10 protein-coding genes are annotated in these 11,867 nt (G+C 58.6%); 5 read left to right on the plus strand and 5 right to left on the minus strand.

Going from position 1 to position 11,867, the window contains the following annotated elements; all coding sequences use genetic code 11:
- Window positions 1-25: 25 nt before the first annotated feature.
- The 4 genes from ADU59_RS09310 to ADU59_RS09325 all read right to left on the minus strand — a co-directional run bounded on the left by ADU59_RS09310 (window position 26) and on the right by ADU59_RS09325 (window position 4,235).
- Window positions 26-1,054, minus strand: a complete 1,029-nt coding sequence (locus ADU59_RS09310) for an alcohol dehydrogenase catalytic domain-containing protein (RefSeq protein ID WP_068953835.1) — start codon at window positions 1,052-1,054, stop codon at window positions 26-28.
- Window positions 1,051-1,872 carry a carbohydrate ABC transporter permease gene (locus ADU59_RS09315; protein ID WP_068953836.1) on the minus strand — a complete coding sequence of 274 codons (822 nt, stop codon included), beginning with the start codon at window positions 1,870-1,872 and terminating at the stop codon, window positions 1,051-1,053. The genes ADU59_RS09310 and ADU59_RS09315 overlap by 4 nt, the downstream gene beginning before the upstream one ends.
- Entirely contained in the window at window positions 1,869-2,798 is a 930-nt protein-coding gene (locus ADU59_RS09320; protein WP_068953837.1) for a carbohydrate ABC transporter permease, read from the minus strand. Before ADU59_RS09320 ends, ADU59_RS09315 begins: the two co-directional genes overlap by 4 nt.
- Before the next feature lie 72 nt (window positions 2,799-2,870).
- On the minus strand, window positions 2,871-4,235 hold the full coding sequence (locus tag ADU59_RS09325) for an ABC transporter substrate-binding protein (RefSeq protein WP_083198188.1): 1,365 nt from the start codon (window positions 4,233-4,235) through the stop codon (window positions 2,871-2,873).
- Window positions 4,236-4,449: 214 nt separating this feature from the next.
- Between ADU59_RS09325 and ADU59_RS09330 the strand changes: the two genes are divergently transcribed.
- From ADU59_RS09330 to ADU59_RS09350, 5 genes are all read left to right on the plus strand, one after another.
- The gene (locus tag ADU59_RS09330; protein ID WP_244506383.1) at window positions 4,450-5,487 is read left to right on the plus strand and encodes a GntR family transcriptional regulator; all 1,038 of its coding nucleotides are present in this window, start codon (window positions 4,450-4,452) and stop codon (window positions 5,485-5,487) included.
- A 353-nt stretch (window positions 5,488-5,840) separates the two neighbouring features.
- A complete protein-coding gene (locus ADU59_RS09335; protein ID WP_068953839.1) occupies window positions 5,841-6,623 on the plus strand; it encodes a class I fructose-bisphosphate aldolase in 783 nt (260 codons plus the stop codon).
- Between the two features lie 242 nt (window positions 6,624-6,865).
- Window positions 6,866-7,801: an ABC transporter substrate-binding protein gene (locus ADU59_RS09340; RefSeq protein WP_068953840.1), complete on the plus strand. Its 936-nt coding sequence runs from the start codon at window positions 6,866-6,868 to the stop codon at window positions 7,799-7,801.
- Between the two features lie 67 nt (window positions 7,802-7,868).
- Entirely contained in the window at window positions 7,869-9,404 is a 1,536-nt protein-coding gene (locus tag ADU59_RS09345) for a sugar ABC transporter ATP-binding protein (protein ID WP_068953841.1), read from the plus strand.
- A 32-nt stretch (window positions 9,405-9,436) separates the two neighbouring features.
- Window positions 9,437-10,411 carry an ABC transporter permease subunit gene (locus tag ADU59_RS09350; protein ID WP_068954117.1) on the plus strand — a complete coding sequence of 325 codons (975 nt, stop codon included), beginning with the start codon at window positions 9,437-9,439 and terminating at the stop codon, window positions 10,409-10,411.
- 249 nt (window positions 10,412-10,660) lie between these two features.
- Here ADU59_RS09350 and ADU59_RS09355 read toward each other — a convergent pair whose 3' ends face one another.
- A complete protein-coding gene (locus ADU59_RS09355) occupies window positions 10,661-11,662 on the minus strand; it encodes a LacI family DNA-binding transcriptional regulator (RefSeq protein WP_068953842.1) in 1,002 nt (333 codons plus the stop codon).
- Window positions 11,663-11,867 lie beyond the last annotated feature (205 nt).

Consider the following 11,867-nt stretch of genomic DNA (forward strand, 5'->3'; position numbering starts at 1 on the left):
ATTCTCCTTGCCAGAACAGGGGCGCTCAAAAGCTCAGTTGAGTCTTGATCGACGTTCCTGCCTGCATGCTCCGAACAGCCGTATCGAAGCTCCAGACCGGGAAGCTCTCGCCAATGAGAAGCTTGGCCTTGTCCCGGATGTCGGGCATCAGCTCGACGGCTGCACCGAACTTGCCCGCACACGAATTCGAGCCGATGAGACGGAACTCCTGTTCGTAAAGCTTGAAGGGGACGAAGGAGGCCTCGGCATGCTCGTCATGCACGCCGACCTGGACGTAGGCCCCGGTCTTCTCGACGAGCTGCAGGCCTTGGTTCAGAGCCGCCGGAACGCCCGCTGCTTCGAAAACAACATCAAATCGCTCGCGACCAAGGTCAGACGGCTGTACCGCGGCGTCGACTCCGACATTTCTGGCGATATCCAGTTTCGCGGTGGCCGGGTCGGCGAGGGTAACCTTTCCGGCACCCGCATGCTTCGCTGCGATTGCGATGAGCAGCCCCATTGTACCGCCGCCGAGAACAAGAACCTGCCGTTCTTGGACCCCTTGCGAGGAATCGACGGCATGCAGAGCGCAGGCCAGCGGTTCGATGAGAGCCGCGACATCGGAACCGATGGACTCGCTCACCTTGAAAGCGTTGCGGCTGGGCACAGCAACGTACTCGGCAGCTGCGCCCGCACGCCCTACGCCGATCGGAGTGAGGTGAAGGCAGAGATTTGGCCTTCCGGATTGGCACCAGCGGCAAGCGCCGCAGACCACGTTCGGATCGACGGCCACGAAATCTCCAGCCTTGACGTTTCGGACATTCCGACCCGCTGCGACCACATGCCCGGCGAATTCATGGCCGGGGATAACCGGGTAGTTCGTTCCGACAAAGCCGTGCTTGAGGATGTGAAGGTCGGTGCCGCAAATCCCACAGCATGTCGGCTTGACCAGAACTTCGTCGTCGGCGACGGCCGGGACAGTTGTTTCGATCACGCTGATCCGATGGTCCTGGGTAATCCGGATCGCTTTCATCTTGCCGCTCGCCGCGCCGCCAAACAAATTGTCCATGCTCATTTTACTGCTCCGAATGTTAGGCCACGTGTCAGGCTCTTCTGCGCCAGCCAGCCCGCGACGACGACGGGAACGTTGATGAGTGTCGCAACGGCTGCGACCTGCGCGGTGTAGAGTTTCCCGAAACTCAGGAATTTCTGCAAGAAGACGGGAAGGGTGCTCACCGTCGTCGTAAGGTTCACGGCGAGGAAGAACTCGTTCCAGGCGAAGATCGCGCACAGCAACGCTGTGGAAGCGAGGCCGGGCCTGATCAAGGGAACGATGATCTGGATCATTTCCCGGATGCGGCCCGCGCCATCGACGGCGACGGCATCGAAGACGTCGCGGGGGATTTCGACCATAAACGAACGGATCATCCAGATCGCCAGCGGTAGGTTCATCGAGGTGTAAACGATGACGAGAACGGTGGACGTATTCAGGAGATCAAAGGTGCGCGCCACCAGATAGATCGGCACGATACCCGCCGCGATCGGCATCATCTTGGTTGAAATGAAGAAGAACAGGACATCCCTCCACTTCGGCACGGGCCGGACGGTCAGAGCGAACGCTGCGGGAACGGCTAGCACGATCACGATCGCGGTCGAGACAATTGTAACGAGGATCGAAACCACCGCGAAGGAAGCGAAGTCGTTCTCGAATATCCGGCGATAATGGTCGAGTGTCGGGGTAAAGAACAGCTTGGGTGGATAGCTGACCGCGTCTTCCTCCGTCTTGAAGCTCGTCAGTATCATCCAGGCGATCGGCACGAACATGATCAGCGTCCCGGTCCAGGTAAGGAGCGTCAGAAGCGGATCGAGGAAACCGGCTCGACGGCGGTTCATGCGCGGCCTCCTTCCTTGAAGATGCCCGACACGACGCGCAGCATGGGGATCGTGAGCGCCATGGCGAGTGCGAGCGAGATCATTCCGAATGCGGATGCGCGACCGAGGTCGAAGGCGCTGAAGGCCTCAAGGTAAACGTAATAGGAAAGATTGGTCGTCGCGTGCGCGGGACCGCCATTCGTCAGGATGGCTATCGCCGCGAAATTCTCAAGCACGTACATGGCGACGAGGAGAGCGGTCAATTCGATGAAGGGCCGCAGGTGCGGCAGCATCAAGCGTCGGAAGGTGTAGAAGCGGTTCGCGCCGTCAACTTCGGCAGCTTCGGCGACTTCGGTCGGGAACGACTGCATGCCGGCCAGCAGAATGAGGAGCGCAAAGGCTGACCACTGCCATGCCGTGATAATGATGATCGTCACTTTGGGGTACTGGCTGATCCAGTTGATGCGCCCGATACCGATCTCGTCGGTGATCCAGCCGAGAATACCGAAGGTCGGATCGTAGATTCCGGTTTTCCAGAACAGCGCGGCTGCCACTGGCATGATGAAAAACGGTGTGACCGCAAGCGTGCGCGCGATAGTTCGTCCGCGGAATTCCCGGTTCAGGCCTGCTGCGAGAAGCCCGCCGACGACCACTGATGCGACGACGATCGAAAGCGTCATAATGCCAGTGTTCAGTATCGCCTTCAGGAATGTAGCATCGGAGGCCGCGTTGACGAAGTTCCGGAACCAGACAAACCGCGGAGGGTTGGTCGAGACCAAATTCCAACGTTGGAAGCTATAGTAAAGAGTGATGACGAACGGCAGCTGTGTGACCAAAATCACGAAGATAAGTGCAGGCAGGAGAGGGAGCCGGTCCCACCAGCCTTTCGCGCCGCTTCTGCGGGCTCGCGCACTCCGGGAACCGTCTGATAGTGAAATCGATGTCATGATTTTCATCCGCATGAAGAATGCCGGGATTTTGGCGGGCCGCCGGGAGGGAGGCGACCCGCCAGGGCTCGGTTACTTGATGTAGCCCGCGTCTTCCATGATCTCCTTGATCTTGGTCTCGCTCGCAGCGATCGCGTCGTCGGCACTCATCTGGCCGCTAATCGCGCCGGCAAGCTGCTGCGACGTGAAGTCGCCGATTTGCTCGAATTCCGGGATCGTAACGTACTGGACGCCCGTATATGGAACAGGGTCTACCGTCGGTTTCAGCGGATTGGCAGCGTTGATCGACTTGAGCGTCAGACCGGCATAGTCTTTCGTCGCCGCTTCGTATTCAGCCAGCCTGTAGGTGGACTCGCGGGAGCCGGGAGGGACGGTGCCCCAGCCAGCCTTCTCGCCCGCAAGCTTTATATACTCCTCGCTGGTCAACCAGGCGATCAGCTTCCAGGCGGCGTCCTGATGCTTGCTGGTGGTCGGGATGGAAAGTCCCCAGGCCCAGAGCCAGCCAGAGCCCGGCTTTTCCTTGATCGGAGCGAGAGCGAAGCCGACATTGCCCTTCACGGCAGCATTTGCCTGGTCGATGACGGGGCCTGCGAAGACCGTGTCGTCGTACCACATCGCGGTCTTGCCCTGCGTGAAGAGCTGCAGGCACTCCTGCCAACCGTCCTTTGCCGCGTCCTGCTGGCCATGTTCCTTGAGCAGGTTGACATAGAAGTTGATCGCTTCCTTGCTCTTTGGCGAGCTCAGCTGCGGCTCCCAGTTCTCGTCGAACCAACGGCCGCCAAAGGTGTTGATGACAGTCGTCAGCGGGGCGAGGCTCTGACCCCAGCCGGGGATGCCGCGCAAGCAGATGCCGGAGACGTTATGGGCGTCATCGTCAAGCTTCGCGGCGAAATCCGCGACCTGTTCCCATGTCGGCTGCTCGGGCATTGTCAGGCCCGCCTTTTCGAAGAGGTCCTTTCGATAGAACATGAAGGACGACGAGCCGTAGAAGGGTGTCGCGAACATGTCGCCTTCGTATGACACCAGGTCACGGATCGGGGTCAGGAGGTCATCGGCCTTCCATTCCGCGTCGTTGGCGGCATATTCCTTGCTAAGGTTTGTGATCCAGCCCTTCTGTGCCCAGAGGGGAACTTCATATGCGCCGATCATCACGACGTCGAACTGTCCGGACTTGGTCGCGACATCCTTCAGGACGGTCGGGCGCAGTTGATTCTCCGGAAGAGTCTGGAACTTGACCTTGATGTCGGGGTATTTGGCGTAGAAATTGTCGATCAGCTTTGCCGCTGTTTCCATCTGCGGGTTTGCGGCAAGGGCAACGGTCAGGGTCACGTCTTCCGCCTGGCCCGGCTGAACTGCAAGCAGTCCAAATGCGACCGAAAGCGCAAGCGTGCTCACATGCGCACCGGCATTAGCCGGCCGCCACTTCATCATAGACATCGAGACTTCCTCTCCCAAAAAAACCGACACTATTGTCGGAAGCATCAACGGTGGCGAATGAGCGCCTGACCGACAGAAAAACCTCTCGCTCCACCCGAGATGTTTCTACTGTATGCTCTGTACGTACAAAATTGATCGGAGCTCGTCAACGTAATTATAGAATTGTCGAGAGACTCTTTTGTCCGGCCGTCTATCGGCGGTTCGGCTACACACGGTGCGCCATGAGATCGCTAATTATCGAGAGACAATCGCCACTGCTGGCCTATCTCCTGCAGATGACAGCAGTATCCGGCGTTGCGTCCTCGATGACCGTGGGGTCTATAACCATGGAAAGCGGATCGGTTATAAGCCCATAGTCGGCCCGCAGTTTATCGACGTCGGACCTGCAGCCGGCATGAAGGCGTTTGAAAATCGACCAATAGACGACAACCCTGCGTTTGGTGTACGCTTCGTTCGGACAAAAGTGAGAGCTGTTATGCAAAATATCGATCGGACCGCCGCGGAGCCCTACTATCTTCAGCTCGCTCGCATAATCGAGGAGCAAATTAAGACGGGAGAATACCGGGTGGGTGACCGTGTCCCCGGTGAAACGGAACTTTGTCGATCGTTCGATCTGGCTCGATCCACAGTCCGCGAGACGCTCCGTGCACTGGAGCAGCAGCGCCTGATCCGGATCGTTCCCAGACGCGGCGCATTCGTTTCCGACCCGGCGGAGAATCAATGGAAGCTGCAGGTTACTCAAGGCTTCCTGGAAACAGGCGCGCACTCGCCCGACAACGCCATCGAAACCTCGGTGCTGCGCGGCGGCTTCGAAACCCTGCCGGACTTTGCCGCCGATGCCTTGAGGCTGCCTAAGGGTGAGAATGGATTCGTGATCGAGCGTATACGGCATATCGATGGCAAGGCTGCAATGCACTCCACGAACTATCTTCCGGCTGAGGTCGGTGCATCGCTGATGGGCAAACCGGTCATGGAAGGTACCGCGTCATTGAACCGGACCCTGGCCTCCGCGGGTTTCTCGATCTACGCTGCGAGGCGCGAAGTCGCGGCCGTGGGCGCACCTGCAGATACGGCAAAGCTATTGGGGCTGGCGAAGGGCGCACCCGTTCTTTTCGTTCAATCGACATCTCGCTCGGAAGCCGGTCGCGTCTTTGACTTCTATCAGTCGTTCGTTCGAAGCGATGTCGTGACAATCTCCGTCGATGCGGAGGCTCCGGCGGATGTTGTGCAGAACCCCGGCGCGAGCGAGTAACCTCTGAAGGCAAAGAGCCTTATTGGGCGCTGCAGACCGCAGCGCCTTTCTCATTTTCGGAAATAGCCGTCACTGCGAAACCCAACGGCATCGTCTTTGGGTCTATTTCCACCCGCCTGCGGCACGACTCCCAGATAGCACAGACCCGGCTTCGATCCCGATACGACGTGTCGGGATCGTTTTTGCGCGCCTGAAGACGTCGGTGTTCAACGCCATCTCCCAATTTGTGCTTGACACCTCAAAACGAAGGATCGTAGATACGTATCGTCCGTCTTGTCCGTACAAAATACTCGAGACTTGGGTGGAGCACTAATCATGGCGGCCGAGGCCGTCGAGAAGATAGGAAGAATGTCATGTCGATGGAATATCGTCTTCGTCGTACCCTGCCGAGCGATCGCGCTGCGATCATCATGCCGGTTGACCACGGCCTAATTTTTGATCGTATCGAAGGGCTGGAAACGCCTTCCGCCCCGTTTGCGGCATGGGCGGGCAACGATGTGACCGGCTTCATGATGACCCCCGGCCAGGTCAAGCAGACCGAGAAGTTCTTCGCCGCACATCCTCATCTGACGCGCGTTCTCACGATCGATACATACAATGAATTTCGCGAGCTCGACGGCGGTGGGTCGCATGATCTGATCACGACGGTTGAGGAAGCTGTCCGCATGGGCGTCGACGCCGTGAAGATGCTCTTCCCATGGAACATGTCCAGGCACGAGCGTGTCCAGATATGCGCTCGCGTGGGCCGTGTCGTCGCCTCGTGCGATCGTTGGGATATTCCCTTGGTCCTCGAGCCCGTCATCATGGGTGCCCCGCGCACGCAGGAAGTGATCGAGGAGGAAGAGAAGGTTGCTCGTATCGCTTACGACCTTGGCGCGCATATCATCAAGATCGCATTCCCCGGCGAAGAACGTACCAAGCGTCTCTCCGAAGAACTCAAGGTTCCGCTGGTCATCGCCGGTGGCCCGTTGTCCGGCCCGCCGTCGGAGACGGTCGACGCCGTTGCCCAGACCCTTCGTGGTGGTGCTCGCGGCGTCATCGTTGGCCGCAACATTTGGCAGCGTGATCGCAAGACTGGCGAAGAGACGCTTGCGGAAATCGCCAAGCTGACGCGCAACGTGAGGTTCCAGGACTAGGTCACGCTGGGAGGTCTGCAAATTTTGGCAGCGGGGAGGATGAGTTTCCGCAGCTTCCTTGACCTCTCCAAGCAATGAAGTTCCCGAGGCGGGGTTACTCGGATGGGACGGGCCGTCAACCCGCCTTCCGGGAGAAACGCTCGCCTCGGGCACGAAGCATAAGCCTATCGTCTGCCGTGTGCGGATATACGAGCAGAGAGGTGGACTGTACGACTGATCGGCTCAAAACAGGAGGAGAAAACATGAGAAAGTTAGTATTGCTCGCGGCTGTGGCGGTCTTCGCCATTCCTGCGATTTCGTCTGCCGAAGATAAGCTCACAACAGCTGGAATTACTGTGGGCACACTTGGCAATCCATTCTTCGTTCCGCTGATCAAGGGCGCCGAAGATGGGCTGCAGGCAAAGAGCCCGGACGCCAAAATCACCGTTGTTGGTGCGGACTATGACTTGAACAAGCAGGCATCCCAGATCGAAAGCTTCATCGCGGGTGGATCGCAGATCGTCATGATCAACGCGGTCGACGCAGTTGCCGTGAAGCCATTCGTCGAGAAGGCAAAGGCTGCCGGGGCTATTGTGGCAGCGATGGACGTATCGGCCGCCGGCTCCAACCTCACGGTCATGACGAACAATGTCCAGGCTGGCGAACTTGCGTGCACAGACCTTGCGGAACGGCTGAAAGGCAAGGGTGACGTCGTGATCATCAACGGACCGCCAATCTCGTCGATCATGGACCGTGTGAAGGGCTGCAAGCAGGCCTTTGAAAAATATCCGGACATCAAAATCCTGTCCGACAACCAGGATGGCAAGGCTTCACGTGAAGGCGGGCTTGCGGTGATGCAGGCCCTGCTTACCCGTTTTGAGAAGATCGATGCCGTCTTCGGTGCGAACGATCCGACGGCGATCGGTGCCGATCTCGCGGCAAAGCAGCTCAATCGATCCGAAATGATCATCGCGGGTGTCGATGGCTCTCCGGATATTGTTGCGTCGCTGAAGAGCGGTAACAGCCTGATCGTTTCCTCTTCTTCGCAGGATCCCTACGGGATGGCGAAGAAGGCGGCTGAACTCGCTGTCGATTTGTTGAACGGCAAGCAGCCGGAGAACGAAGTGACCCTCCTGGATACCACCCTGGTCACCAAGGACAACGTCAACGAATACGTCGGCTGGGACGCACAGCGTTGACAATCGGCAGGGCGGCGGCAATGTCGCCGCCCTTTCGGGGGCGCAGGAGCAAGAGGAGGCCAACGCCATGACCGAGGAAAGCAAAGACACACGTCCGCTTCTGGAAATGCGTGGGATCAGCAAGACCTTCGGCGGGACGCGCGCTCTGAATAACGTTTCGCTGGCGCTGTTCGCAGGGGAAACGCATGCCCTGATGGGTGAAAACGGCGCGGGCAAATCGACGCTGATGAAAATCCTGTCGGGGGCATATTCTCCCGACGCGGGAGGGGAAATCCTTCTCGCTGGAAAGCCGATGGCAATGGGCGATCCGATCGCATCGAGATCAACAGGAATAGCCGTCATTTACCAGGAGCTGTCGCTGGCTCCCAACCTGACCGTTGCCCAGAACATATTCCTCGGGATGGAGCCCCGGCGATTCGGGATGACGGACCGGCAGGCGATCCTCGAGCGTGCGAAGCCGATCCTGCAGCAGCTCGGTGCAGCTTTTGCTCCGACGGACCAGGTTTCATCGCTGTCACTTGGCGAACGACAAATGGTGGAGATCGCCCGAGCCCTTGCTGTGGATGCTCGTATCATTGTTATGGACGAACCGACCACGTCCCTCACGTCCCGGGAAACCGACAGGCTTTTTGACGTTATCGGGGCTCTGAAGCAGCAGGGGATCGCGGTGATCTATATCAGCCACCGGATGGAGGAAATTTACCGGTTGGCAGACCGTGTATCCGTCCTTCGGGATGGCAATTTCGTCGGGACGCTGACCAGGAGCGCGCTGTCGGCCGATAGCCTGATTTCGATGATGGTCGGGCGCGACCTGGCTTCCTTCTACAAAAAGGCCCACGGTGGTTCGCGCCGAGGTGACATGTTGATGAGCGTCCGGAATATGGGCGACGGCGTGAAAGTGCATGACTGCTCGTTTGATGTGTTTGCAGGCGAGGTGCTGGGAGTGGCAGGCCTTGTAGGATCGGGAAGAACCGAGCTCGCCCGTATGATCTACGGCGCTGAAGCGAAAGTCTCCGGCGTCGTCGAAATCGACGGAGCCACGGTGAGCATCAAGTCCCCCCGTGAGGCGCTCAATGCCGGCATCGCCTATCTGACGGAAGACCGAAAGGGCCTCGGTCTTTTCCTCGACATGACCATCGAACAGAACATCAACATCGCGGTCGTCGCACAAGACGCGTTTCGGGGAGGGGTTTTGAATTTCGCGGGCTCGAAGAAACGCGCTGACGATGCTGTCGGACAACTTTCGATCCGTACGAAATCGATTTCAGCGAACGTCGGCTCCTTGTCGGGAGGCAATCAACAAAAGGCATTGATCGCACGCATCCTTGCCGGAAAGCCGAGGCTCGTCATCCTTGACGAGCCGACGCGTGGCGTCGACGTCGGTGCCAAGTCCGAAATCTACCGGATTATCGACGAACTGGCTGCCAGCGGTATCGCGGTCATCGTCATCTCGAGCGATCTCCCTGAGATTATCGGCATCAGCGACCGCGTTCTCGTGATGCGGGAAGGCCGTATCGCGGGCGAGGCCGGTTCTGGCGCTGCGGGGGAAATATCTCAGGAAAATATCATGGCCATCTCTACCGGGACCACGAAGGCCGCATAACACAGACGCAGAAAACGGAGGAGACAATGACCATGTCAATGAGCGGAACTGCGGATCGGAAGAGAGCCGGTGTTCGCGCGACGATGACCGCGCTCGGAATGCTGCCAGTCCTGGTGCTTTTGTCGCTGGGCTTTCACCTTCTGACGGGGCGGTTCATCAGTGTCAGCAACTTGTCTATCGTCATGCAGCAGGCCTCGATCAATACCGTCTTGGCCGCGGGAATGACATTCGTGATCCTGACGGGCGGTATTGATCTGTCCGTCGGCTCGATCCTTGCAGTGGCTGCCATGGTCGCCGTTATCATGTCATTGTTCCCAGATATCGGAATGCTTGCAATCCCTGCGGCACTTGCTGTCGGTCTTCTCTGCGGCCTCGCCAACGGGGTGGTTATCTCCACGCTCCGGCTGCCTCCCTTTATCGTCACCCTGGGCTCGCTGACGGCAATTCGTGGTATCGCGCGACTTCTCGGTGGCGACACAACGGTGTTCAACGCAGAACTTCCATTCGCCTTTATCGGCAACGGGACCCTGCTCGGCATTCCGTGGTTGGCGGTCATCGCGCTGCTGACCATCGCGGTCTCCTGGTTCGTCCTGAAGCGCACTGTGTTGGGAACCTGGATATATGCGATCGGCGGCAACGCCGAAGCCGCCAGGCTGACCGGGATCAAGGTGCCGGTCGTCCTTCTCTTCGTGTACGCGACCTCGGGGCTGCTCGCAGGATTGGGCGGCGTCATGTCCGCCGCGCGCCTTTACGCCGCGAACGGTTCGCAGCTGGGACAAGCCTATGAACTCGACGCGATTGCGGCCGTCATTCTCGGCGGAACGAGTTTCGTCGGTGGCGTTGGTTCGATCTGGGGCACGCTGATCGGTGCGCTTATCATCGCCGTGCTTTCAAACGGTCTTATCCTCGTGGGCGTCTCGGACATCTGGCAATACATAATCAAAGGGCTCGTCATCATCGTGGCCGTTGCGCTCGATCGATTCAGGCTGCAGGGCGGTCGTACCTGAATTCCATTTTTCATTCCAATCACACTGGCATCGGGTTTTCACCGCGACCCGACAGCCAGAGAGAGGGCCGGTGAAAGCCGGAGTTCCCGTGGCTTTGCCAAAACGGTCCGGCTTCACTCCGGCGGTGGCGGCAAGGCCGAGCATGCACTGCATTGAACCCGGATTACCCGATGGGGCAGACCAGAGCGCTATGAATATTTGTGCACCGGCGGGGCCGCTTGCTGGCTCATGAGGCGCCCGCAATGTGTCTTATGTCCGTTTCGTTGATCCCCTGACGACCAGCCTGCCACGCAATTGGACCGTCTGTCGTTCGCGCCTGCCCAAAATCATGTCGATCGTGGTTTTGACCATGTCCTCGATTGGCTGCTCATAGGTTGTCAGATCATAAGCCGGAGCGTCTGCGAACATGATGTTGTCAAAGCCTGCCACAGCGATATCCTGCGGCACGCGTAGCCCGAATTCGCTTCGTAAAACGTCAAGCGCTCCCAATGCCAAGGCATCGTTCTCGCACATCAGAACGTCGATCCGGTCCCCGGCGGAGGTTTCCTGCAGATAGTGTCGCACCGCTTCAGCGCCGGACGTCATGCTGTAGCTCTTGGCCGGAAGTTCCGGAACGTGCTCGACGCCGTGGCGAACCCAAAAGGTCTTGAACGATCGGCGGCGCCCGAGCGCGGTTGACAGCGTCTGTGGCCCGGCCATAAAGCCCGGTCGTCTGTAACCCTGCTCGCGCAGATGGGCGCACAGTTCCTCGATCGCGATGGTAGCATCGCATGAAATCGCGGGAACGCCTGGAATCTGGCTGTCTCTGGCCAGGACGAACATGGGCGCAGCGCCCTCGAGCCTGGCATCCTGCAAGGTTTCATTTCTGAAGGCCGTACCGAAGAGGATAACGGCATCAACCTGGCGCTGTCCGGCATTGAGGAGCGCATGCACATGGCCGAATCGTTCGTTGATATTGACCAGCATCGGCACAAGCCCTTCGGCCTGTAGTTCCAAAGTCAGTCTCTCGAGAACCGGGAGCTTGTGCGGGTTCTCGAAATCATCGACGAGGATTGCTACCTGATGGGTCAGGTTGGTGGCAAGGCTTCGAGCGAGGAGGTTCGGCCGGTAATTCAGCTGTCCAGCCGCCGCCATTACCTTGGCGCGGCTTTCCTCCGTGATCGAAGCCCCGGGCGTGAACGCACGGATCACCGTCCATTTGGAGACCCCTGCCATATCGGCGACGTTCTGCGAAGTCGGCCTTTTTGCCACTGCTGCTCTCCCGGTCGATGTTCGGAATATTTATTCCAGTCACACAGAAAATGAAATGATACGATTGACATTTATTGGCGTTGCACTATCAATATCCACGCTTGCTACCGGTAGCAAATATGGTTTTCGGTGGCGAACGGGAGAGATGGCACATGGGAGTGTGCCGCACGTGGAGAAGGGCGCCGCGAAGCCGCGCCCATTGTGG

The organism is Pararhizobium polonicum (genome assembly GCF_001687365.1).
In the GTDB taxonomy this organism is placed as follows: Bacteria; Pseudomonadota; Alphaproteobacteria; order Rhizobiales; family Rhizobiaceae; genus Pararhizobium; species Pararhizobium polonicum.

Coding starts and splice junctions, on each gene's coding strand:
- ADU59_RS09310 (WP_068953835.1), bottom strand. CDS start 1,054: ATGAGCATGGACAATTTGTTTGGCGGCGCGGCGAGCGGCAAGATGAAA.
- ADU59_RS09315 (WP_068953836.1), bottom strand. CDS start 1,872: ATGAACCGCCGTCGAGCCGGTTTCCTCGATCCGCTTCTGACGCTCCTT.
- ADU59_RS09320 (WP_068953837.1), bottom strand. CDS start 2,798: ATGACATCGATTTCACTATCAGACGGTTCCCGGAGTGCGCGAGCCCGC.
- ADU59_RS09325 (WP_083198188.1), bottom strand. CDS start 4,235: ATGTCTATGATGAAGTGGCGGCCGGCTAATGCCGGTGCGCATGTGAGC.
- ADU59_RS09335 (WP_068953839.1), top strand. CDS start 5,841: ATGTCGATGGAATATCGTCTTCGTCGTACCCTGCCGAGCGATCGCGCT.
- ADU59_RS09340 (WP_068953840.1), top strand. CDS start 6,866: ATGAGAAAGTTAGTATTGCTCGCGGCTGTGGCGGTCTTCGCCATTCCT.
- ADU59_RS09345 (WP_068953841.1), top strand. CDS start 7,869: ATGACCGAGGAAAGCAAAGACACACGTCCGCTTCTGGAAATGCGTGGG.
- ADU59_RS09350 (WP_068954117.1), top strand. CDS start 9,437: ATGTCAATGAGCGGAACTGCGGATCGGAAGAGAGCCGGTGTTCGCGCG.